We start from the raw sequence: 21758 nt of genomic DNA on the forward strand, positions 1-21758 counted from the left end.
CGGAATTTTTATTGCGGCTGAGGGCCTCTTCGCGAGCAAGCCCGCTCCCACAGGGAAATGCATTCCAAATGTGGGAGCGGGCTTGCTCGCGAAGGCGTCAGTCCAGTCAGTAAATGTCTATGATCAGGTCGCGCGAATCACATGCTTGATCTCTTGAAACGCCGCCAATCCCCACGGCCCTAATTCTCGACCGATGCTGCTCTGCTTGTACCCGCCCCACGCCGCCTGCGGGAAAATCACCTGCGGCGCATTGATCCAGACCATCCCCGCCTGCAACGCATTGGCGACGCGATCCGCCGCAACCGCATCGCTCGTCACCACGCTTGCGACCAAGCCAAACTGCGTGTCGTTGGCCAGTGAAATTGCCTCGGTTTCACTGCTGAAGCTGCGCACGCAAACCACCGGCCCGAAAATCTCTTCACGCCACAGCGCGCTGTCCAGCGGCACGTCGGTGAACACCGTCGGCTGCAAGAAGTAGCCACGCGGCAGATCCGCCGGACGATTGCCGCCGCAGAGCAAACGCGCACCGGCACTCAGTCCACGATCGATATGGCCGAGCACTCGCTGGTACTGCGCCTGATTGACCAGCGCGCCCATTTCCACTTCAGGATCGAACGGATCCGCCACTCGAATCCCCTGCGCACGCTTGTGCAAACGGCGGAGAAACTCCTCCTCCAGTTCCTCAGCGACCAGCACGCGACTGGTGGCCGAACACATCTGCCCGGCATTGAAAAACGCGCCGCCACAGGCCAGCTCAACCGCCAGATCGAGATCAGCATCCGCCAACACCAGCAGCGAAGATTTGCCGCCCAATTCCAGGCTAACGCCCTTCACCGTTTCCGCCGCGCGCTGCATGACCTGCACGCCAACCGCGTTGCTGCCGGTAAAGGAAATCTTGGCGATACGCGGATCCGCCGACAACGGCGCACCGACCGCCAGACCGGTACCGCAGACCAGATTGAACACGCCGTTGGGTAAACCCGATTCAGCAATGATCGCCGCCAGTTCCAGCTCCGGCAGCGGCGTCACTTCCGAAGGCTTCAGCACCACGCAGCAACCCGCTGCCAACGCTGGCGCAAGCTTCCACGCGGTGGTGACCATGGGGAAATTCCACGGCACGATCAGCCCGACCACACCACACGGTTCGCGGCGCAGGCGTGCGCTGAAATCATCGCTGGGCAGCGGCACGTTGCTGTCCTGTTGCGCGTCGAAGGCTTCGGCGAGTTCGGCGTAATACTCGAAGGTAGCGATCACGTCATCGACGTCGATGGCCGCTTCGAATTGCGGTTTGCCGTTGTTGCTCGACTGCAGTTTCATCAAATGCTCGCGGCCATTGCGCACGCCATTGGCGATGTTGCGCAGGATCGCCCCACGTTCGGCGCCGCTGGTTTGCGACCAGCGCTTGAACGCTTCACTGGCTGCGGCGACGGCTTGATCGACCGCGCTTTCATCTCCGCCATTGACCGTGGTCAGCAACGCTTCGGTGGCCGGGTTGATCACCCGCAGATGTTCACGCCCTGCCGACCATTGGCCGTTGATGTAGAGGCCGTCGAGTGTGGTTGGGAAATTGTTCATTGCGCCACCGCCTTCATCCATTGGCTCTGGTCGATTTCGATCAGGGTCGGGCCCTGACGATCAGTTGCACAACGCAGTGCGCTACGCAGTTGTTCGATGCTGCTGATGGCTTCGGCCGCGCAACCGAGGCCCTTGGCCACGGCGACAAAGTCCGGGGTGTAGATGTCCACGCCGACCGGTTCGATGGCGCGGTTGACCATGTATTTCTTGATCTCTTCGTAACCCTGGTTATTCCACAGCAGAACGATCACCGGCACCCGCGCTTCGACGGCGCTGGCCAGTTCCGGCAGGGTGAATTGCAAGCCGCCGTCGCCGATCAGGCACACCACCGGAGGCCGCGCACCTTTGTCGAGTTGACCACCGAGCCACGCGCCAATCGCTGCCGGCAAGGCGTAGCCGAGGGTGCCGTAACCGGTCGAGGCATTGAACCAGCGGCGTGGGTGATCGGGGTTGAACGTGAGGTTGCCGGTGTACACCGGTTGCGTGGAGTCGCCGACGAACACGGCGTTTGGCAGCTCATCGAGAACGGTGTCGAGGAAACGGGTTTGCGCCAGCGTCGGTGCATCCCAGCTCGCCGCCAGTTCGGCGCGCAGTTTGCCGGCGCGGACCTGACCCCAATCGCTGCTGCGCTCGTCGAGTTTTTCCTGCGACAAGACGTTAAGCAAGGCTTGTGCAGCGTTGCGCGCGTCGGCCACCAACGCCAGGTGCGGCGGGTAGTTGCGCACGGTCTGGTCGGCGTCGATATCGATGCGCAGCAGTTTGCCGGGAATCTCGAAACCGCCGGCGAAGGTCACGTCGTAATCGGTCTCGGCGAGTTCAGTGCCGATGGCCAAAACCACATCGGCATCAGCGACCAGCGCGCGGGTGGCGACCAGCGTCTGGGTCGAACCGATGAGCAGCGGATGGTTGCCCGGCAGCATGCCTTTGGCGTTGATGGTCAGCGCCACCGGAGCGTCGAGCAACTCGGCGAGTTTGGTCAGTTCCGGCGCGGCGTCGATGGCACCGCCACCGGCCAGAATCAGCGGACGTTTGGCTTCGGCGAGCAATTCGCTCATGCGCTTCACGGCACTTGGCGCAGCCCCGGCGCGGTCGATATTGACCGGCACACTGGCGAGCAAGTCGTCGGCGTTTTCTACAAGCACGTCCAACGGAATTTCGATGTGCACCGGACGCGGACGCCCGGCCTGAAACAATGCGAATGCACGCGCCAGTACCACCGGCAATTCAGCCGCCGACATCAAGGTATGCGAGAACGCCGCAACACCTGAAACCAGTGCGCTCTGGTTCGGCAGCTCATGCAGCTTGCCGCGCCCGCCACCCAACTGACTGCGCGACTGCACGCTGGAAATCACCAGCATCGGGATCGAATCGGCATACGCCTGGCCCATGGCGGTGGTGATGTTGGTCATGCCCGGGCCGGTGATGATGAAGCACACACCCGGTTTGCCAGCGATGCGCGCGTAGCCGTCAGCCATGAAACCGGCGCCCTGCTCATGCCGAGGGGTGACGTGACGAATGTTCGAACGCGCGAGCCCGCGATACAACTCCACGGTGTGCACGCCGGGAATGCCGAACACCTGCTCGACCCCGTAACCTTCGAGTAACTTGACCAGTACTTCACCACACGTCGCCATGTCGATTGCCCTTCTTGTTCGCTGAATACACAAGGCTTTTCTGTAGGAGTGAGCCTGCTCGCGATGGCGTCTTTTCATTCACCATTGCGGTGACTGATTCACCCCAATCGCGAGCAGGCTCACTCCTACATAAAAACCCTTCATGGCTTCATTGAACGGTCGGCAGGTAGCCGCAACAATCGATTAAAAGTCATACTAGCCATGCCCTCACGTCATACCTTGGATCCCCATGAAGCGCCTGCCTCCCCTGCCCGCCCTGCACACATTTCTGATCACTGCGCAGTGCTGCAACTTCACCCGTGCCGCTGAGCAGTTGCATATCACCCAAGGCGCGGTGAGCCGGCAGATCGCCGGACTTGAAGAACATCTCGGTTATCCGCTGTTCATCCGTCTGGCCCGCGGCCTGGCGCTGACCGCTGAAGGACGTGAATGGCTACCGCGCGTGGAAAAAGTCTTCGGATTGATCAGCGAAGCGAGCGAACAGATCGGCCTGCAACGTCAAACCCTGCAACTCAAGGCACCCAGCTGCGTGATGCGCTGGCTGTTGCCGCGCTTGCTTCAGTGGCAGAAGGAACGCCCGGACGTGCCGGTGAAACTCACGGCGTCGCTGCAACACGGCGTGGATTTTCAGCGTGAGCAATTCGACGCAGCGGTAATTTACGGCCCGCCACCGGACAACTCGCCGGGCGCCTTGCACCTGTTCGATGAACAACTGACGCCAGTGTGCTCGCCGCTGTTGCTCAAGGGTTCACCGGCACTGAATGCTCCGGCGGATCTGCAACAGCATCTGCTGCTGCACCCGACGCACGATATTCAGGATTGGTCGGTGTGGCTGAACGCCGCGCGGCTGCAACTGGACAACATCAGCAGCGGCCAGCATTTCGAAACGCTGGATCAGGCGATGTCGATGGCGTCGCACGGGACGGGCGTGGCGATTGGGGACTGGTCGTTGATCGGCGACGACTTGCGCGCCGGACGGCTGGTGATGCCGTTTGATTTGAAAGTGAAAACGGGATTGGCGTACTACGTGGTGTTACCACCAGGAACCAAGCCGTCGCCACCGCTCGAAGAACTAATGATCTGGCTCACAGAACAAGCCCACACCCGCTGAACACAAATCCCCTGTAGGAGCTGCCGCAGGCTGCGATCTTTTGATCTTGTTTTTGATTCTAAAAAACCATGATCAAAAGATCGCAGCCTGCGGCAGCTCCTACACGGGATGTATCAGTAGCCGACGGTGTAGCGTTGGCGTGAGTGCTTTGGTGTTTCCACCTCGTCGATCAGCGCGATCGCGTAGTCGGCAAAGGTGATCCAGCTACGGCCTTCTGCGCTCACCAGCAAGTGCTCCTGGCCGACGCGAAATGTGCCAGTGCGCTCACCCTCAACGAACTCTGCCGATGGCGACAAAAACGTCCAGTCCAGTTCTTTCTCCTGACGCAATGCATCAAGAAACGCCGCACCGGCATTGGCCTCGGTTTTGTACTCGGCCGGGAAACCGGCGCTGTCGATCACTCGGGTGTCGTCCGGCAGCAACAACGAACCGGCACCGCCGACCACCAGCAAACGCTTGACCCCGGCCTGCTTCACCGGCCCGACAATCGCCGACGCCGGCACCGTGGCGAAATGCGCGGCGGTGATCACCACGTCGTGACCGGCCACCGCTTCCTGCAATGCCGCCGAATCGAGCACGTCGACATTCTTGCTGACTACACCGGCACGCGCGCCGATCTTCGAGGTACCGCGAGCGATGGCGGTAACGCTGTGACCGCGACGCAGGGCTTCTTCCAGCAGTTGGCTACCGGCACGGCCGGTGGCACCAATGATTGCGATCTTGCTCATGACGTTCTCCAGTTGGCTTGAGTGTTTCAAATGAGGCACATATCTATTGAGTGAAGATATTCCCTGTGCTGAGGAAACTTTGTGGCGAGGGGATTTATCCCCGATGGAGTGCGAAGCGCTCCCCTGCTTTTTCCTGTGAAACCGCATTCTCAGGATTTGCGACTGCTGCGCAGCCGATCGGGGCGGTGCGACGATTCGCTAAATCCCCTCGCCACAAAGGCAATCAGCAATCCTTGAGACCTCAGTATTCAGATAGAGCGGGTTACCACTTCATCTCACCCTTGGCGACTTTCGCGCTCAGTTCCAGCGAGCTTTCTTCACCCAGTTTCGGGTAGCGCTTTTTCATCGCGGCGATCAGGGCGGTGGAGTCTTTGGCCTTCGCGGTTTCTTCGTCGAATGCCTTAATGTAGTCGGCGGTGAATTTCACGCTGGCCAGCGAACGGCGGCTATCACCCAGATAGTGACCCGGCACCACGGTGTTCGGTTTCAGGGTTTCGATCGAGTGCAGGGTCTCCAGCCAATCAGCGTGGGATTGCGCGGTCTGGGTATCGGCCATCCACACGTGAATATTCTCGGCAACCACTACGCCGCCGACCACGGCTTTGAGCGACGGAATCCACACGAAACTGCGATCCGGTTGTTTGCCTTCAAGACCGACCACCTGCAATTTCTGCCCTTCGAGCATCAGGCTGTCGCCCTTGAGCACACCCGGCACGATGGTTTTTGCCGGTACATCGGTGCCCATTTTCGGCCCCCAGAACGCCAGTTTGCCGGCAACGGTTTTGTTGATGTGATCGACGGTCGGCTGCGAGGCCAATACCTTGGCGTCCGGGAAAGCTTTGGTCAGGGTGTCGAGGCCGAAGTAGTAATCCGGGTCACCGTGGCTGATGTAGATGGTGGTCAGGTGCTTGCCGCTGGCGCGGATCTTTTCCACGACCTGCTCAGCCTGGGACTTGCCGAATTGTGCGTCGACCAGCACCGCATCTTTTTCACCGCTGACCAGGACCGAAGTCACCGGGAAGATGGCGTTAGTGCCCGGATTGTAGACATCGAGGGTCAGATTGGCAGCGGCAGCGTGGGCTGTAAAACCCAGTGCAGTGATGGCGAGCAGAATGCGTTTGAATGGGGTGACGCCGATCATGTGTTGCTCCAGTGTCCGAATGCCGTGTTTGGCGATGGGACAGAGCTTAGTTGCCTGACTCAGTACAAAAAATGCGATGCTTGAACATAGTTTGTTTCTGAAAGCGGGCAAATCATGGATCGTCTCCAAGCAATGCGGGTGTTTGTCACCGTGGTGGATCTGGGCAGCCAGTCGGCGGCCGCCGATCATCTCGACCTGTCACGGCCGGTGGTGTCGCGTTATCTGGCGGAGCTGGAAGACTGGGTCGGCGCACGGCTGATGCACCGCACCACGCGCAAGTTGAGCCTGACCGCCGCCGGCAGTGAAATTCTGCCGCGTTGTCGGCAGATGATCGAACTGTCGAGCGACATGCAGGCCGCCGTCAGCGAACCGCACGATGCGCCGCGCGGCCTGCTGCGAATCAGCGTCAGCACTTCGTTCGGCCAGGCGCAATTGGCCGACGCGATGGCCGCGTATGTAAAACGCTATCCGGGTGTGAGCATCGATCTGCAAATGCTCGATCGCACGGTGAATCTGGTCGATGAGCGCATCGATCTGGCGATTCGCACCAGCAATGATCTCGATCCAAACCTGATCGCGCGGCGCTTGACCGTGTGTCGCTCGGTGGTGTGTGCGGCCCCGGAATATCTACGCGACAACCCGCCGCCGCAGCGGGTCGAAGACCTCAGCCGGCATAACTGCCTGACCCACTCGTATTTCGGCAAGAGCCTGTGGCATTTCGAAGAGGATGGCGAACCGGTATCGGTGCCGGTGCAGGGCAATATCAGCGCCAACGAGGCCAGTACATTGTTGCGCGCAACGCTGGCCGGCGCGGGGGTGGCGATGCTGCCGACTTATCAGGCCGGGGGGCATATTCACAACGGTGAACTGATCCGACTGCTGCCTCATGCCGAGCCACGGCAAATGAACATCTACGCGGTATACGCCTCGCGCAAGCACATGCCGGCGGCGCTGCGCAGCATGCTGGATTTTCTGGTGCAGCGGTTTCCCGAGAACCCGCAATGGGATGTTGATTTGTAAACCCGATCACCTGTGGGAGCGGGCTTGCTCGCGAATGCGGTTTGTCATTCAGCAATGATGTCGGCTGACAGGATGCCTTCGCGAGCAAGCCCGCTGCCACAGGGTTTATCAATATGCTGAATGGCGGGTTACAACCTCGAACGTACTGGCTGGCAACTCTCCGCCGCTGACCTATGCTGAAAGTAATACCGCAGGGTATTTCGTTCAGAGGTGAACGCCATGAACATCAAAACAAGAAGGTACTTCGCGATTTTCATCACCTGCGCCGCCACGCTGGCGCTGTACGGCACCGCTGCCTGGCGGGTCGAGCAACTGCGCCAGTTGCCGCGTGAATACGCGAGCTGCAATTTCGAGCGCTGCATTCCGCACAATGCTTCGCTGAACGCACTGCGCTGACCTTGAGGCTGACCAATAACCTGTGGGAGCGGGCTTGCTCGCGAAAGCGGTGTGTCATTCAACCTTGATGTCGGCTGTCAGGACGCCTTCGCGAGCAAGCCCGCTCCCACAGGGGGGTGTGGTGTTTTCGGGCTACTGTTCGGTCTTCAAGCGATCGCGGAAGGCTTTTGGTGAGATCCCGACCCTGCGGCGGAACAGGCGCGTGAAGTTGGTCGGATCGGAAAACCCCAACAATTCCGACATCTCGTAAATCGTCATGCTGGTGTACGTCAGCAAACGCTTGGCTTCCAGCAACTGCCGCTCGTGCATGATCTGCAACGCCGGTTGCCCGGCCAGCTCACGGCACGTGCCGTTGAGGTGCGACACCGAAATCCCCAGGCGATGCGCCAGGTCTTCGACCTTGACGTGTTGGCGATAAGTCTCCTCGACCAACTGAATGAAGCCATTGAGGTATTCGCGCTGACGTTGCGGCCGCTGGCTGGCTTTGTGGCGGACGATCGCCTGGCGGCTGACCCAGACCATGATCACGCTGACCAGCGAATGCATGAGCATTTCCCGCGCCGGTTGATGGCCGTTGTACTCGGCCTGCAACGCCGAAAACAGACTGTTGAGATAATCGCCGTCGTGGCCGGCCGGGTAGCTGTCCGCGCAGGCCAGTGCCTGCACCGAATCACCCAATTGCGCCTGCAAGTGACTGATCAATGGCGTGGCCAGGGTGACGATGAAGCCTTCGACGTCCTCGGAAAAACGAAAGCCATGCACCGACAGCGGTGGCAGGACCTGAATGGCGGGAGTATCGAGTTGCGTGCGCTGACCTTCGATCTCAAGCTCTGCCTGACCTTTGAAGACGAAGAGCAACTGGCACAAATCGGCGTGGCGGTGGGGTTTGATTTCCCAATGATGTTCGCGGCTGCGTGAGGAAATGGTTTCACAGTGCAGCAAGTCAGGGGTCGGCCAGTCCAGGCTTTCACCGTAGAGCTTGAACACCGGAATCGAGGACAGCTCAGGCTTGTTCATCACTTCAATCCAGCCTCGGGGTTGTGGGGCGATAATCGCACCGATTGGCAGAATGTACAGGTATCGGCTCAGTTTTCACCTTCAATTGACAGACCCGCAAGGGAAAAATGCAAGCACTCGATCCATAAAAAACATTCGCCGGCATTTGCCGCGTGAAGCTTGCGAGTCATAAAAACAATGAAAACCCTGAAAACCCAACTCGTCATCATCGGCGCCGGTCCGTCCGGTTTGCTCCTCGGTCAATTGCTGCACAACGCCGGCATCGACACCCTGATCCTCGAACGTCAGACGCCTGATTATGTCCTCGGCCGCATCCGCGCCGGCGTCCTTGAACAAGGCATGGTAGAGCTGTTGCGTCAGGCCGGCGTGAGTCAGCGGATGGACGCCGAAGGTCTGGTTCACGGAGGCTTCGATCTGGCGCTGGACGGACGTCAGGTGCATATCGATCTGCAGGCACTGACGGGCGGCAAGACCGTGATGATCTATGGCCAGACCGAAGTCACCCGGGACCTGATGGCCGCTCGTCGGGAGGCGGGAGCCGCGACGATTTACCAGGCGAGCAATGTCGTTCCCCACGGCATGAAAAGCGACGAAGCCTTCGTCACCTTCGAAAAGGACGGTGAAACCTGGCGTGTCGATTGCGATTACATCGCCGGTTGCGACGGTTTCCACGGTGTGGCCCGGCAGTCGATTCCGCCTGAATGTTTGAAGATCTTCGAGCGGGTTTATCCATTTGGCTGGCTGGGCATTCTTGCCGACACACCGCCAGTGCATGACGAATTGGTCTATGCCCGCCATGAGCGCGGTTTCGCTTTGTGCAGCATGCGTTCGGCGACACGCACGCGCTATTACCTGCAAGTGCCGGCCGATGAAAACGTCGAAGACTGGAGCGACCAGCGCTTCTGGGACGAACTGAAAAGCCGCCTGCCTGCGCCTCTCGCGGAGAAACTGGTCAGCGGCCCGTCAATTGAAAAAAGCATCGCGCCGCTGCGTAGTTTTGTCGTCGAGCCAATGCAATACGGGCGGATGTTTCTGGTCGGCGACGCCGCGCATATCGTCCCGCCAACCGGCGCCAAAGGCTTGAACCTCGCCGCCAGCGATGTCAGCACACTGTTCAATATTCTGCTGAAGGTTTACCGCGACGGTCGCACTGATCTGCTCGATAAGTATTCGCAAATCTGTCTGCGCCGAGTGTGGAAGGCCGAGCGGTTTTCCTGGTGGATGACTTCGATGCTGCATCGTTTCGACGACCACGATGACTTCAGCCAGCGCATCAGCGCCTCGGAACTGGACTACTTTGTCAGTTCAGAAGCGGGACGAAAAACCATTGCAGAAAATTACGTCGGACTTCCTTATGAGGCTATCGAATAGCTTCCTACCGACTTACACTGGCGAGCATCCCCGCTCGCCTGACGATCTGCGGGACCTCAACTGCCCGCAGGTTCTGTCCGTGACCAATCTCAATCACCCCGAAACGCCCAAACCGGCCATTCGCAGCGTTCTCGTTGCCTTGATGATGGCGATCTTTCTGGGTGCTCTCGACCAGACCATCGTCGCGGTGTCGATGCCGGCCATCTCCGCCCAGTTCAAGGACGTCAGCCTGCTGGCCTGGGTGATTTCCGGCTACATGGTCGCGATGACCGTGGCCGTGCCGATCTACGGCAAGCTGGGTGATTTGTACGGGCGGCGCAAATTGATGCTGTTCGGCATGGGCCTGTTCACCCTCGCCTCGCTGTTCTGCGGCATGGCGCAAAGCATGGAGCAACTGGTGCTGGCGCGGATCCTTCAGGGTATCGGCGCCGGCGGGATGATTTCGGTGAGTCAGGCGATCATCGGCGACATCGTCCCGCCGCGCGAACGCGGACGTTACCAGGGTTACTTCAGCAGCATGTACGCGGTGGCCAGCGTCGCCGGCCCGGTGCTTGGCGGCTACATGACCGAATACCTGTCGTGGCGCTGGGTGTTTCTGATTAACCTGCCACTGGGCCTTGGCGCCTACTGGGTGGCGCGGCGCAATCTGCGCGGGCTACCGATTCCGCAACGCAAACCGATCATCGACTACCTCGGCACGCTGTTGATGATCATCGGCCTGACCGCGCTGCTATTGGGCATCACTCAGGTCGGTCAGGGTCATGCCTGGCGCAGCAGCGAAGTGCTTGGCCTGTTCGCTTGTGCGGTAGTCGTGCTGGCGATGTTTGTCTGGCACGAGCGGCGGGCGCGGGAGCCGTTGCTGCCGATGCACCTGTTCGCCAACCGCAACGCCTTGCTGTGCTGGTGCACGATTTTCTTCACCAGTTTCCAGGCGATCTCCTTGATTGTGCTGATGCCGTTGCGCTTTCAGAGCGTCACCGGCGCCGGGGCTGATAGCGCAGCATTGCATTTGCTGCCGTTGGCAATGGGGCTGCCGATCGGTGCCTATTTCGCCGGGCGTCGCACGTCGATCACCGGGCGCTACAAACCGCAGATTCTGACCGGCGCGATGCTCATGCCGATGTCGATTCTTGGCATGGCGTTCAGCCCGCCCGAGGCGACCGTGATCAGCGGTTTGTTCATGCTGCTTTGCGGCATTTCCAGCGGCATGCAGTTTCCGACGTCGCTGGTCGGCACGCAAAATTCGGTGGAACAACGCGACATCGGCGTAGCCACCAGCACCACCAACCTGTTCCGCTCGCTGGGCGGCGCGGTGGGTGTGGCGTTGATGTCGGCGCTGTTGCTGGCGTTGCTGCAGGATTCCACTTTCGCGCACCTGGCGAGCAGTTCGCTGATCAGCGAGGGGCATTCGGGCAACGTCTTGCTCGATGGCCTGAACGCCGCTCCGGGGGATGCACAGAATGCCTTGCGCGCGGAGTTGCTGGTAACGTTCCGGCATTTGTTGTGGGTGAGTGCGGCGGTGTCTTTGCTCGGGCTGGCGGCGGCGATTGCGATGCCCAACAGCCTGCTGCGCGGCCGCGAGCACGGCGCCAAATAAAACAGCAAAAGATCGCAGCCTGCGGCAGCTCCTACAGGGGGAACAATCATGTAGGAGCTGCCGCAGGCTGCGATCTTCTGATCTTCAAGGGCTGTAGTAACCGACGGCCACGAGGAAATGCCCGGCCTTTTTCAGATAGGCATGTTTGTCCTCGACTTTGCCGGTCACCGGGTTCTTCCAGCGGTACTCGTATTCACCGTCATCCTGCTTGCCGATCAGCGCCAGAATCGGCTCGCCGACCGGTTTGCCCTCCGGATCCCTGACCTTGCCGAAATCGGTATTGACCAGCCGCAGGTTGGTGCCGTGGGCAACGTAGCGCTGCGTGGTCAGGTCGACCACGAAGACATACAAGTCATCCTGCAAATAGCCGCCCTTGAGCGAATTGATCGCTGTCAGCGTGCCCTTCTCGTCTTTACCCAGATCAGCTGCCGCTTTATCCAGCAGGGCTTTGGCCTGCTCGGCCGACGCGCGCGGCAAGTAGTAACCGACCGCCAGAATGCGCTGGCCGATGCGCTGATAAAACACATGCTTGCGTTCGACCTTGCCGTCCGCCTGGTTCTGCCAACGGTATTCGGCTTGCTGGATGCCGTTGCCTTCAGGCACCAGCAACGCCTGCTTGAACGCCTTCTGCAAGTCCGGCCCGAGCACTTCGCTGACATCCCGCCCGATCAGCGCTGACGACGGCCCGCCGCTGGCGAGCATCACGCCTTTGGTGTCGACCACGAATACATAGCGATCCTTGTCGACAAACTCGCCCTGGCGGCTGAACGCGGCGAACGCCTTGTCGCCATTGTCGTGGTAATAGGCCAAGGCCTTTTCCAGCAAAGCGATGGCGGCCTGGCTGTCATCCTTGGCGGCGGTCGCGGCGCTGGCCTGGCCGAAACCGGCCAATAACAGCAAACAGAGACAGGCGAATTTATGCACAAACCCCATGACGCATCCCTCGTTCTTGTTGGTGTTTCAAGAGCGTAGACGGCTTGGGGTGATGTATGGATATTCAGAATGATGCAGGGGATTTCAAACCCCTATGGCTAATCGCTTCCCTGTGGCGAGGGAGCTTGCTCCCGCTGGAGTGCGAAGCGCTCCCTTGCATACTTTCAGGGGAAGCGGCTGCTGCGCAGCCGAGCGGGAGCAAGCTCCCTCGCCACAAAAGCCCACTCGGCGACAGATTGGTGTTTACGGGCGGGAATTGATCTGCTGCTGCAAGTTCTGGATCTGCGCCTGCAAGGTGTTGAGGTTGCGGGTCATCTGACCGCGAAACGCATCAAACTCAGCGGTATTCGCGGCGCCGACCTGAGGCGCTGCCGGCCGGTTGTCCTGCTCGCTTTTGAGTACGACGATTTCCTGCTCCAGCCGATCGATCGCGGCGCTCGGATTACCTTGCTTCTTCAACGCCGCGATATCGGCGCCGAGGCTTTTGAACTGCGCATCGAAAGCCTTCAACTGTGCGTCGACCTTGCTGGTATCGGCCGGGGTGCTTTTCAGCGTCGCCAATTCTGCATTCAAGGCTTTGACCTGCGCCTGCAACTGGCTGTTGGCGTTCTGCTGCTCGGTGGTCTGCGCGGTCATCTGCGCCAGGCGCTTGTCGAGATCACTGGCCTGACCGGCCACGCCTTGCTGCTCTTTGCTCTGATCGAGCAACTTGCCTTCCAGCTGTTTGATCTGCAGTTTCAACGCTTCGCTGTCGCTGGTGACGTTGCTCTGACTGGCGACCACTTTGCCGGAAATATCCTGCAGGCGCCCTGCCGCTTCTTCACTGATGCGGGCAAAACTTTCCTGGGTCGCCACCAGTTGCTGCTCCATCAGGGAAATCTGCTGGAAACTCCACCAGGCCAGACCGATAAAGGCAAAAAACAACGCGCCGACCAGTGCCCACAGCGGTCCGGTGCTGGCCGCCTTGACCTTGACCACAGGCGGCGTGCGCGAATGCACGGAAGTGCGCGCGGTGGTCGGAATGTCATCGTCGTCGAAAGTGTCGGCACGCAGGCTGGGCACATCATCGAAATCGTCGTGGGCATCATTACGCATGGACATTGAGGCAACCTTTGTGAAACGCGGTAATGGCTAAATGCTGCGAAGTATAACCGGCGCAGCCGCAGGCATTGACCCTCAACCTGCGGTGCGGTTCATTGCCGGCCGGCCGATTCATTTCAACGCGTTTCAGCGAATGTCCTGCGCTTTCCACCATGCGCAGAACTCATCCAGCGCCGACCACAGGCTGACTTTTGGATCGTAGTCCAGATAATGCCGGGCGCGGCTGATGTCGAGGGTGAAATTTTTTTTCATCACTTGCATGCCCAAGCGCGACAGCGTCGGCTCTGGCCGGCCCGGCCAGAGTTTGCACGCACCTTCATTGAGCGCAGCAACACTGTAGGCCAGTCCGTAGGAACGGTACTTGGTGACCTGTGGGACTTCCATCTTGCGCATCACGTAATTGACCACATCCCACAGCGGCACAGGCGCGCCGTTGCTGATGTTGTAGGCCTTGCCCAGCGCAGACCCCGCCGCCAGCAGACTGCTGAGCATGGCTTCGTTGAGGTTCTGCACGCTGGTGAAATCGACCTTGTTGAGACCGTTGCCGATGATCGCCAGCCGACCCTTGCGCTGCATGTTGAGCAGACGCGGGAAGATACTCATGTCGCCGGCACCGGTGACGAAACGCGGGCGCAGGGCGATGGTTTCGAGACCGAATTCCTGCGCACCGAAGACTTTTTGCTCAGCCAGGTACTTGGTCGCGGCGTAGTGATGCTTGAAACGTTTGGGCACTTGCTCTTCGGTCAGGCCCAAATGGTCGCGGCCATCGAAGTAAATCGATGGCGACGACAGGTGCACCAAACGGCGGACACGCTGCTTGAGGCTGGCTTCGACGACGTTTTCGGTGACCTGCACGTTGCCCTGATGGAAGTCCTGATAACGTCCCCACAGCCCGACGGCGCCAGCGCAATGCACCACAGCTTCGACGTCGGAACACAGTTCGCGGACCAACTCGGGATCGGTCAGATCGCCGGGCACAAATTCGGCACCACGGCGTACCAGATGCTCGACGCTCTCGGCCCGGCGACCGTTGACCCGCACGTCCAGGCCCTGCTCCAGGGCGAAACGCGCAAAGCGTCCGCCAATGAAGCCGCTTGCGCCGGTGACCAGAATTTTCATGCAAAACTCCAACAAAAAGCAGCTGCAAGCATCAAGCCTTCATCTGCAAGTAAAAACGGTGCGCAAGCCCACAACTTGCCGCTTGCAGCTTGACGCTTATGGCTGTTTTAAAGGCACTAGCCATTGCGCCGATGAACGCACCAATTGCTCGGTCAGCAAGCCGAGCAACTGACCGCCATTGCGCCAATGATGCCAGTACAACGGCACGTCGATCGGTTTATCTGGCAACAACTCGCGCAACACCCCGCGTTGCAACTGATCGCGAACTTGCAGCTCCGGCACCAGGCCCCAGCCGAGTCCGGCTTCAGTCAGACGGATAAAACCTTCCGAGGACGGGCATAAGTGGTGCTCGAAACCACCATCGACACCCAGCGATGCCAGATAGCGATGCTGGAGGAAGTCGTCCGGGCCGAACACCAGCGCCGGGGTACGCGGCAATTGTTCGGCGCGCACGCCATCCGGGAAATGCCGTTCGATGAACGCCGGACTGGCCAGTGCGCGATAACGCATCGCGCCGAGCAGCACACTGCGCGCGCCGGCCACCGGCCGTTCACTGGCGCAGAGGCATGCGGCCACTTCTCCGGCGCGCATGCGTTTGAGGCCGACGGTCTGGTCTTCGACGATCAGATCCAGCAACAAATGCTGTTCGGCGCAAAAACCGCCTACCGCTTGCGCCCACCACGTGGCGAGGCTGTCGGCGTTGAGCGCGATACGCAAACGCTCCGGCACACCCTCTTCGTCCAACGCTGGCACCAGCGTTTGCAAGTCACGCTCAAGCAATCGCACCTGCTGCACATGGTTAAGCAGCCGCCGGCCAATCTCGGTCGGCGACGGCGGTGTGCCGCGCACCAGCACCGGTTGGCCGACCCGTGCCTCAAGCAATTTGATCCGCTGCGAGATCGCCGATTGCGACAAACCCAGCACCTGCGCGGCACGTTCGAATCCAGCCTGCTCAACCACGGCGGCCAGAGCAGAAAGTAATTTGTAGTCGAACATCAGTTTTCCTAATGAGCGATCAGCACTATTGGTTTTTCTTATACAGCGTTCGACCGGAGAATAGCCAGCAAGCACTCTTTATCAAGGAACACCTCAATGGCTGGCGAAACCTCACTCACAACCCTGTTGCGCAGCATGAGCCCGCAACTCAATGCCGGCGAATACGTGTTCTGCACCCTGCGCGACGGCCAGTTGCCCAGTGGCCTGGAGATTGTCGGCAGCTTCCGCGAACAGGAAGGCCTGACGGTGATTGTCGAACGCGCCCACGCCGAGCAGGCCGGATTCAGCTTCGACTATGTCGCCGCGTGGATCACCCTCAACGTCCATTCGGCGCTGGAGGCGGTTGGCCTCACTGCTGCATTCGCCACGGCATTGGGCAAGGCCGGGATCAGTTGCAACGTGATCGCCGGTTACTACCACGACCATTTGTTCGTCGGCCAGGCCGATGCCGAACGCGCCATGCAAGTGCTGCGCGACCTGGCAGCCAACGCGGAGTAATTCTTATGTGGCAAAGCTATGTGAACGGATTGCTGGTGGCGTTCGGGCTGATCATGGCGATCGGTACGCAGAATGCCTTTGTATTGGCGCAAAGCCTGCGTCGTGAGCACCATTTGCCAGTGGCGGCACTGTGCGTGGTCTGCGATGCGCTGTTGGTTGCGGCCGGGGTATTCGGCCTGGCGACGGTTCTGGCGCAGAACCCGACGCTGCTGGCGATTGCCCGTTGGGGTGGCGCGACATTTTTGATCTGGTACGGCAGTCAGGCGCTGCGCCGGGCCTGTTCGAAACAGAGCATGAACCAAGGTGAGAACCAGACCGTGCGTTCGCTGCGTGCGGTGATGCTCAGCGCTTTGGCGGTCACGCTGCTCAACCCCCACGTTTATCTCGATACGGTGTTGCTGATCGGTTCACTCGGCGCGCAGCAATCGGTGCCGGGGGCCTACGTGGTCGGTGCTGCGAGTGCTTCGCTGTTGTGGTTTTTCACCTTGGCATTGGGTGCAGCGTGGTTGGCGCCGTGGCTGGCCCGGCCGAGTACCTGGCGGATCCTTGATCTGGTGGTGGCGCTGATGATGTTCACGGTCGCCGGACAACTGATATTGGCGTCGTGATTTATTCCAAACAGCTCTGGAACCTCTATCCCACACAGTTGTTGCGTGGTTATGCCGCAACCCCGGTGCTATGATCGAAACCCTGCGCCGCAAAGAGTAAAAACTCGCCGGTGCATTTTCTGGCCGCCCGTGATCGGCCTTGCGCTCACCGCAACAGACCTGATTAGGAGAATCATCATGGCTTTCGAATTGCCGCCGCTGCCTTACGCACACGATGCCCTGCAGCCGCACATTTCCAAGGAAACCCTGGAATACCACCACGACAAGCACCACAACACCTACGTCGTGAACCTGAACAACCTGGTGCCAGGCACCGAGTTCGAAGGCAAGACCCTGGAAGAAATCGTCAAGACTTCCTCGGGCGGTATCTTCAACAACGCCGCTCAGGTCTGGAACCACACTTTCTACTGGAACTGCCTGGCGCCAAACGCCGGCGGTCAACCAACCGGCGCGCTGGCTGAAGCCATCAACGCAGCCTTCGGTTCGTTCGACAAGTTCAAGGAAGAGTTCAGCAAAACCTCGATCGGCACCTTCGGTTCCGGCTGGGGCTGGCTGGTGAAAAAGGCTGACGGTTCCCTAGCCCTGGCCAGCACCATCGGCGCCGGCAACCCGCTGACCAGCGGCGACACCCCGCTGCTGACCTGCGACGTCTGGGAACACGCTTACTACATCGACTACCGCAACGTTCGTCCGAAGTATGTCGAAGCGTTCTGGAATCTGGTCAACTGGAAGTTCGTTGCTGAGCAGTTCGAAGGCAAAACCTTCACCGCTTAAGCTGCGCGCCAGTCAAAAAACCCGGCTTTTGGCCGGGTTTTTTTTATGCCTGTGATTCATACGCACGGCCGAAATCTGCGGACACTCAACGCTTTTGACTTCCTGTAGGAGCTGCCGAAGGCTGCGATCTTTGGCGTATTCAAGTACGCCGAAGATCAAAAGATCGCAGCCTTCGGCAGCTCCTGCATTGGGGTCGGTTTTTTCCCACTGCCTTGGCTTGCTGCCGCCGTACAGAGGGCTAACATCAAAAAGAGGAAAAAATGCTGCAAACCGCTCAAGTTGAGGGGCGAAACTACCGACATAGTACAAATTAGGGCTAATACTCCAGACAGCAGCATTTCGGCCAACGCCACAGGCAATTCATCCTGGGCCTGATTGTCCCTTTGACTGCCAACACGGGATTGCCAATACTCATGGCAACTTGACGCTACCCGCACGGATTAAGGAATAACCCTTTGAAGCTGGAACTCAAGAACAGCTTGTCGGTGAAGTTGCTCCGGGTCGTGCTCCTGTCGGCATTGATCGTCGGCGTAGTCTTGAGCTGCGCGCAGATTGTTTTCGATGCCTATAAAACCCGTCAGGCGGTTGCCGGCGACGCCGAACGCATCCTCGACATGTTCCGCGACCCCTCGACCCAGGCGGTTTACAGCCTCGATCGGGAGATGGGCATGCAGGTGATCGAAGGCCTGTTCCAGGACGACGCCGTGCGCCAGGCCTCCATCGGCCATCCCAACGAAGCCATGCTCGCGCAGAAATCCCGCGATCTGCAGCATTCCAACAGCCGCTGGCTGACCGACCTGATCCTCGGCCAGGAGCGCACCTTCACCACCCAACTGGTGGGGCGCGGCCCGTACAGCGAGTATTACGGCGACCTGAGCATCACCCTCGATACCGCGACCTATGGCGAAGGCTTTATCGTCAGCTCGGTGATCATCTTTATCTCCGGCGTGCTGCGTGCCCTGGCCATGGGCCTGGTGTTGTATCTGGTCTATCACTGGCTGCTGACCAAACCGCTGTCGCGGATCATCGAGCATCTCACCGAGATCAATCCGGACCGGCCCAGCGAACACAAGATTCCGCAACTGAAGGGCCACGAGAAAAACGAGTTGGGGATCTGGATCAACACCGCCAATCAGTTGCTCGAATCGATCGAACGCAACACCCATCTGCGCCACGAAGCGGAAAACAGCCTGCTGCGCATGGCCCAGTACGATTTCCTCACCGGTCTGCCCAACCGCCAGCAATTGCAGCAGCAACTGGACAAGATTCTGGTCGACGCCGGCAAGCTGCAACGCCGGGTCGCGGTGTTGTGCGTGGGGCTGGATGATTTCAAAGGCATCAACGAACAGTTCAGCTACCAGACCGGCGACCAACTGTTGCTGGCACTGGCCGATCGCCTGCGCGCGCATAGCGGTCGTCTCGGCGCCCTCGCCCGTCTGGGTGGCGACCAGTTCGCGCTGGTGCAGGCCGATATCGAACAACCCTACGAAGCGGCGGAACTGGCGCAAAGCATCCTTGATGACCTCGAGGCGGCGTTCGCCCTCGATCATCAGGAAATCCGCCTGCGCGCGACCATCGGCATCACCCTGTTCCCGGAGGATGGCGACAGCACCGAGAAGCTGTTGCAGAAGGCCGAGCAGACCATGACCCTGGCCAAGACCCGTTCGCGCAACCGTTATCAGTTCTACATCGCCAGCGTCGACAGCGAGATGCGTCGCCGCCGCGAACTGGAAAAAGACCTGCGCGATGCCTTGTTGCGCGACCAGTTCTACCTCGTCTATCAGCCGCAGATCAGCTATCGCGACCACCGCGTGGTCGGCGTCGAAGCGCTGATTCGCTGGCAACATCCGGAGCACGGTCTGGTGCCGCCAGACCTGTTCATCCCGCTGGCGGAACAAAACGGCACGATCATCGCCATCGGCGAATGGGTGCTCGATCAGGCCTGCAAGCAATTGCGCGAATGGCACGATCAGGGCTTTGCCGATCTGCGCATGGCGGTCAACCTGTCGACGGTGCAACTGCACCACGCCGAGTTGCCACGGGTGGTCAACAACCTGATGCAGATGTACCGCCTGCCGCCGCGCAGCCTGGAGTTGGAAGTCACTGAAACCGGCCTGATGGAAGACATCAGCACCGCCGCCCAGCACTTGCTGAGCCTGCGTCGCTCCGGCGCGCTGATTGCCATCGATGACTTCGGTACCGGCTATTCGTCGCTGAGTTATCTGAAAAGCCTGCCGCTGGACAAGATCAAGATCGATAAGAGCTTCGTGCAGGATCTGCTCGATGACGACGACGATGCGACCATCGTTCGCGCGATCATCCAACTGGGCAAGAGCCTCGGCATGCAGGTGATTGCCGAGGGCGTGGAGACAGCCGAGCAGGAGACCTACATCATCTCCGAAGGCTGCCACGAAGGTCAGGGTTACCACTACAGCAAACCGCTGCCGGCGCGCGAGTTGAGTGCTTATCTCAAGCAGGCGCAGCGCACTAACGCAGCCATTTTATAAAAGCAAAAGATCGCAGCCTGCGGCAGCTCCTACATTTGTAATGCGCTCCCTGTAGGAGCTGCCGCAGGCTGCGATCTTTTGATCTGCGTAAATAAGAAATATTTCCAGCCACAACCCTTTACACATAATGCGAAAGATTTGCATTATGTCGCAGTTTTGCGCACCCCCGCGCCTGTCCATTCAACTACCGAAGCAGGATGTTCGCCATGATTCGTATGCCTCTGGCTACCGCCAGTCTGCTGGCCATCGCTATTTCCCTCGCCGGTTGCGGCGAAGGCAAAGACAAGGCTGCCGCTCCGGCCGCACCGACACAAGCCGCCAGCACCACCGCACCTGCGGCTGCGCCTGCCGCTGCCGGTAAAGTCGACGAAGCCGCCGCCAAGGCTGTGGTCGCGCATTACGCCGACATGGTCTTTGCCGTCTACAGCGATGCCGAATCCACCGCGAAAACCCTGCAGACCGCCGTCGATGCCTTCCTCGCCAAGCCGAACGCCGACACCCTGAAAGCCGCCAAGGCTGCCTGGGTCGCCGCACGCGTTCCGTACCTGCAGAGCGAAGTGTTCCGCTTCGGCAACACCATCATCGACGATTGGGAAGGTCAGGTTAACGCCTGGCCACTGGACGAGGGTCTGATCGACTACGTCGACAAATCCTACGAGCACGCACTGGGTAACCCGGGCGCCACCGCCAACATCATCGCCAACACCGAAGTTCAGGTCGGCGAAGACAAGGTCGACGTCAAGGACATCACCCCGGAAAAACTCGCCAGCCTCAACGAGCTGGGCGGCTCCGAAGCCAACGTCGCCACCGGCTACCACGCCATCGAATTCCTGCTGTGGGGCCAAGACCTCAACGGCACCGGCCCGGGCGCTGGCAACCGTCAGGCTTCCGACTATCTGGAAGGCGCCGGCGCTACTGGCGGGCACAACGACCGTCGTCGCGCGTACCTGAAGTCCGTGACCCAACTGCTGGTCAGCGACCTCGAAGAAATGGTCGGCAACTGGAAGCCGAACGTGGCTGACAACTACCGCGCCACCCTGGAAGCCGAGCCGGGCGAAACCGGTCTGCGCAAAATGCTCTTCGGCATGGGCAGCCTGTCGCTGGGCGAACTGGCGGGCGAGCGCATGAAGGTTTCGCTGGAAGCCAACTCCCCTGAAGACGAGCAGGATTGCTTTAGCGACAACACGCACAATTCGCACTTCTACGATGCCAAAGGCATTCGTAACGTCTATCTGGGCGAGTACACCCGCACTGACGGCACCAAAATGACCGGCGCCAGCCTGTCGTCGCTGGTGGCCAAGGCCGATCCGGCTGCCGACACCGCACTGAAAGCCGATCTGGCCGCGACCGAAGCGAAGATCCAGGTCATGGTCGATCACGCCAACAAGGGTGAGCACTACGACCAGTTGATCGCTGCGGGCAACACCGCTGGCAACCAGATCGTCCGCGACGCCATCGCATCCTTGGTCAAGCAGACCGGTTCGATCGAAGCCGCTGCCGGCAAACTAGGCATCAGCGACCTGAACCCGGACAACGCTGATCACGAGTTCTGATCACGTACATCCGCTTCAAAAAAAGGCGACCTTCGGGTCGCCTTTTTCATACCTGCCCTACACAAAACCCTGCTCCATG

General features: G+C 59.8%; 20 protein-coding genes. 10 read left to right on the forward strand and 10 right to left on the reverse strand.

The genetic code is table 11. The annotated features are described in order from the left end of the window. Positions 1 to 123: 123 nt before the first annotated feature. Positions 124 to 1575: an aldehyde dehydrogenase family protein gene (locus C2E19_RS23380; protein WP_129395280.1), complete on the reverse strand. Its 1452-nt coding sequence runs from the start codon at positions 1573 to 1575 to the stop codon at positions 124 to 126. Beyond that, positions 1572 to 3209, reverse strand: a complete 1638-nt coding sequence (locus C2E19_RS23385) for a 5-guanidino-2-oxopentanoate decarboxylase (RefSeq protein WP_129395281.1) — start codon at positions 3207 to 3209, stop codon at positions 1572 to 1574. The genes C2E19_RS23380 and C2E19_RS23385 overlap by 4 nt, the downstream gene beginning before the upstream one ends. Positions 3210 to 3438: 229 nt before the next feature. On the opposite strand from C2E19_RS23385, the gene C2E19_RS23390 reads away from it, so the two are divergent. Further along, positions 3439 to 4320, forward strand: a complete 882-nt coding sequence (locus tag C2E19_RS23390) for a LysR substrate-binding domain-containing protein (RefSeq protein WP_129395282.1) — start codon at positions 3439 to 3441, stop codon at positions 4318 to 4320. A 113-nt stretch (positions 4321 to 4433) separates the two neighbouring features. Here the strand turns inward: C2E19_RS23390 and C2E19_RS23395 are convergent, their stop codons facing one another. Together C2E19_RS23395 and C2E19_RS23400 are read right to left on the reverse strand one after the other, a co-directional pair. Continuing rightward, positions 4434 to 5048: an NAD(P)-dependent oxidoreductase gene (locus C2E19_RS23395; protein WP_129395283.1), complete on the reverse strand. Its 615-nt coding sequence runs from the start codon at positions 5046 to 5048 to the stop codon at positions 4434 to 4436. Positions 5049 to 5310: 262 nt separating this feature from the next. Next, positions 5311 to 6189, reverse strand: coding sequence for an MBL fold metallo-hydrolase (locus tag C2E19_RS23400; RefSeq protein ID WP_129395284.1), 879 nt, complete (start codon positions 6187 to 6189; stop codon positions 5311 to 5313). Between the two features lie 114 nt (positions 6190 to 6303). On the opposite strand from C2E19_RS23400, the gene C2E19_RS23405 reads away from it, so the two are divergent. Both C2E19_RS23405 and C2E19_RS29045 read left to right on the forward strand, forming a co-directional pair. Continuing rightward, positions 6304 to 7209, forward strand: coding sequence for a LysR family transcriptional regulator (locus C2E19_RS23405; RefSeq protein ID WP_218569989.1), 906 nt, complete (start codon positions 6304 to 6306; stop codon positions 7207 to 7209). Positions 7210 to 7428: 219 nt separating this feature from the next. After that, on the forward strand, positions 7429 to 7605 hold the full coding sequence (locus C2E19_RS29045) for a hypothetical protein (RefSeq protein WP_164979450.1): 177 nt from the start codon (positions 7429 to 7431) through the stop codon (positions 7603 to 7605). A gap of 132 nt (positions 7606 to 7737) precedes the next feature. Here C2E19_RS29045 and C2E19_RS23415 read toward each other — a convergent pair whose 3' ends face one another. Beyond that, positions 7738 to 8622, reverse strand: coding sequence for a helix-turn-helix domain-containing protein (locus C2E19_RS23415; protein WP_129395285.1), 885 nt, complete (start codon positions 8620 to 8622; stop codon positions 7738 to 7740). Between the two features lie 177 nt (positions 8623 to 8799). On the opposite strand from C2E19_RS23415, the gene pobA reads away from it, so the two are divergent. Then, entirely contained in the window at positions 8800 to 9993 is a 1194-nt protein-coding gene (gene pobA / locus C2E19_RS23420; protein ID WP_129395286.1) for a 4-hydroxybenzoate 3-monooxygenase, read from the forward strand. A gap of 79 nt (positions 9994 to 10072) precedes the next feature. After that, on the forward strand, positions 10073 to 11590 hold the full coding sequence (locus tag C2E19_RS23425; RefSeq protein ID WP_129395287.1) for an MDR family MFS transporter: 1518 nt from the start codon (positions 10073 to 10075) through the stop codon (positions 11588 to 11590). 84 nt (positions 11591 to 11674) lie between these two features. Here the strand turns inward: C2E19_RS23425 and C2E19_RS23430 are convergent, their stop codons facing one another. From C2E19_RS23430 to C2E19_RS23445, 4 genes are all read right to left on the reverse strand, one after another. After that, positions 11675 to 12523, reverse strand: a complete 849-nt coding sequence (locus C2E19_RS23430) for a cache domain-containing protein (protein ID WP_129395288.1) — start codon at positions 12521 to 12523, stop codon at positions 11675 to 11677. A gap of 243 nt (positions 12524 to 12766) precedes the next feature. After that, positions 12767 to 13624, reverse strand: coding sequence for an ATPase (locus tag C2E19_RS23435; RefSeq protein WP_129395289.1), 858 nt, complete (start codon positions 13622 to 13624; stop codon positions 12767 to 12769). Between the two features lie 126 nt (positions 13625 to 13750). Then, positions 13751 to 14743 (reverse strand): NAD(P)-dependent oxidoreductase, encoded by a 993-nt coding sequence (locus C2E19_RS23440; protein WP_129395290.1) that lies wholly within the window; start codon positions 14741 to 14743, stop codon positions 13751 to 13753. A gap of 96 nt (positions 14744 to 14839) precedes the next feature. Beyond that, entirely contained in the window at positions 14840 to 15739 is a 900-nt protein-coding gene (locus C2E19_RS23445; protein ID WP_129395291.1) for a LysR family transcriptional regulator ArgP, read from the reverse strand. A 96-nt stretch (positions 15740 to 15835) separates the two neighbouring features. On the opposite strand from C2E19_RS23445, the gene C2E19_RS23450 reads away from it, so the two are divergent. From C2E19_RS23450 to C2E19_RS23460, 3 genes are all read left to right on the forward strand, one after another. Beyond that, the gene (locus tag C2E19_RS23450) at positions 15836 to 16237 is read left to right on the forward strand and encodes an ACT domain-containing protein (RefSeq protein WP_129395292.1); all 402 of its coding nucleotides are present in this window, start codon (positions 15836 to 15838) and stop codon (positions 16235 to 16237) included. A gap of 5 nt (positions 16238 to 16242) precedes the next feature. Then, positions 16243 to 16845, forward strand: coding sequence for a LysE/ArgO family amino acid transporter (locus C2E19_RS23455; protein WP_129395293.1), 603 nt, complete (start codon positions 16243 to 16245; stop codon positions 16843 to 16845). Between the two features lie 177 nt (positions 16846 to 17022). Further along, the gene (locus C2E19_RS23460; RefSeq protein ID WP_007918933.1) at positions 17023 to 17619 is read left to right on the forward strand and encodes a superoxide dismutase; all 597 of its coding nucleotides are present in this window, start codon (positions 17023 to 17025) and stop codon (positions 17617 to 17619) included. A gap of 12 nt (positions 17620 to 17631) precedes the next feature. Here the strand turns inward: C2E19_RS23460 and C2E19_RS23465 are convergent, their stop codons facing one another. Next, a complete protein-coding gene (locus C2E19_RS23465) occupies positions 17632 to 17928 on the reverse strand; it encodes a hypothetical protein (protein ID WP_129395294.1) in 297 nt (98 codons plus the stop codon). Between the two features lie 146 nt (positions 17929 to 18074). On the opposite strand from C2E19_RS23465, the gene C2E19_RS23470 reads away from it, so the two are divergent. Continuing rightward, positions 18075 to 20126: a bifunctional diguanylate cyclase/phosphodiesterase gene (locus C2E19_RS23470; RefSeq protein ID WP_129395295.1), complete on the forward strand. Its 2052-nt coding sequence runs from the start codon at positions 18075 to 18077 to the stop codon at positions 20124 to 20126. A 206-nt stretch (positions 20127 to 20332) separates the two neighbouring features. Then, complete coding sequence (locus tag C2E19_RS23475) at positions 20333 to 21679, forward strand: imelysin family protein (protein WP_129395296.1); 1347 nt, start codon at positions 20333 to 20335, stop codon at positions 21677 to 21679. Positions 21680 to 21758 lie beyond the last annotated feature (79 nt).

The organism is Pseudomonas sp. DTU12.3 (assembly GCF_004124275.1).
Classification (GTDB): Bacteria; Pseudomonadota; Gammaproteobacteria; order Pseudomonadales; family Pseudomonadaceae; genus Aquipseudomonas; species Aquipseudomonas helmanticensis.

Bases quoted from the DNA above. Each gene is read 5' to 3' on its own strand.
- C2E19_RS23380 (WP_129395280.1), bottom strand. From the start codon at position 1,575: ATGAACAATTTCCCAACCACACTCGACGGCCTCTACATCAACGGCCAA.
- C2E19_RS23385 (WP_129395281.1), bottom strand. From the start codon at position 3,209: ATGGCGACGTGTGGTGAAGTACTGGTCAAGTTACTCGAAGGTTACGGG.
- C2E19_RS23390 (WP_129395282.1), top strand. From the start codon at position 3,439: ATGAAGCGCCTGCCTCCCCTGCCCGCCCTGCACACATTTCTGATCACT.
- C2E19_RS23395 (WP_129395283.1), bottom strand. From the start codon at position 5,048: ATGAGCAAGATCGCAATCATTGGTGCCACCGGCCGTGCCGGTAGCCAA.
- C2E19_RS23400 (WP_129395284.1), bottom strand. From the start codon at position 6,189: ATGATCGGCGTCACCCCATTCAAACGCATTCTGCTCGCCATCACTGCA.
- C2E19_RS23405 (WP_218569989.1), top strand. From the start codon at position 6,304: ATGGATCGTCTCCAAGCAATGCGGGTGTTTGTCACCGTGGTGGATCTG.
- C2E19_RS29045 (WP_164979450.1), top strand. From the start codon at position 7,429: ATGAACATCAAAACAAGAAGGTACTTCGCGATTTTCATCACCTGCGCC.
- C2E19_RS23415 (WP_129395285.1), bottom strand. From the start codon at position 8,622: ATGAACAAGCCTGAGCTGTCCTCGATTCCGGTGTTCAAGCTCTACGGT.
- pobA (WP_129395286.1), top strand. From the start codon at position 8,800: ATGAAAACCCTGAAAACCCAACTCGTCATCATCGGCGCCGGTCCGTCC.
- C2E19_RS23430 (WP_129395288.1), bottom strand. From the start codon at position 12,523: ATGGGGTTTGTGCATAAATTCGCCTGTCTCTGTTTGCTGTTATTGGCC.
- C2E19_RS23435 (WP_129395289.1), bottom strand. From the start codon at position 13,624: ATGTCCATGCGTAATGATGCCCACGACGATTTCGATGATGTGCCCAGC.
- C2E19_RS23440 (WP_129395290.1), bottom strand. From the start codon at position 14,743: ATGAAAATTCTGGTCACCGGCGCAAGCGGCTTCATTGGCGGACGCTTT.
- C2E19_RS23445 (WP_129395291.1), bottom strand. From the start codon at position 15,739: ATGTTCGACTACAAATTACTTTCTGCTCTGGCCGCCGTGGTTGAGCAG.
- C2E19_RS23450 (WP_129395292.1), top strand. From the start codon at position 15,836: ATGGCTGGCGAAACCTCACTCACAACCCTGTTGCGCAGCATGAGCCCG.
- C2E19_RS23455 (WP_129395293.1), top strand. From the start codon at position 16,243: ATGTGGCAAAGCTATGTGAACGGATTGCTGGTGGCGTTCGGGCTGATC.
- C2E19_RS23460 (WP_007918933.1), top strand. From the start codon at position 17,023: ATGGCTTTCGAATTGCCGCCGCTGCCTTACGCACACGATGCCCTGCAG.
- C2E19_RS23475 (WP_129395296.1), top strand. From the start codon at position 20,333: ATGATTCGTATGCCTCTGGCTACCGCCAGTCTGCTGGCCATCGCTATT.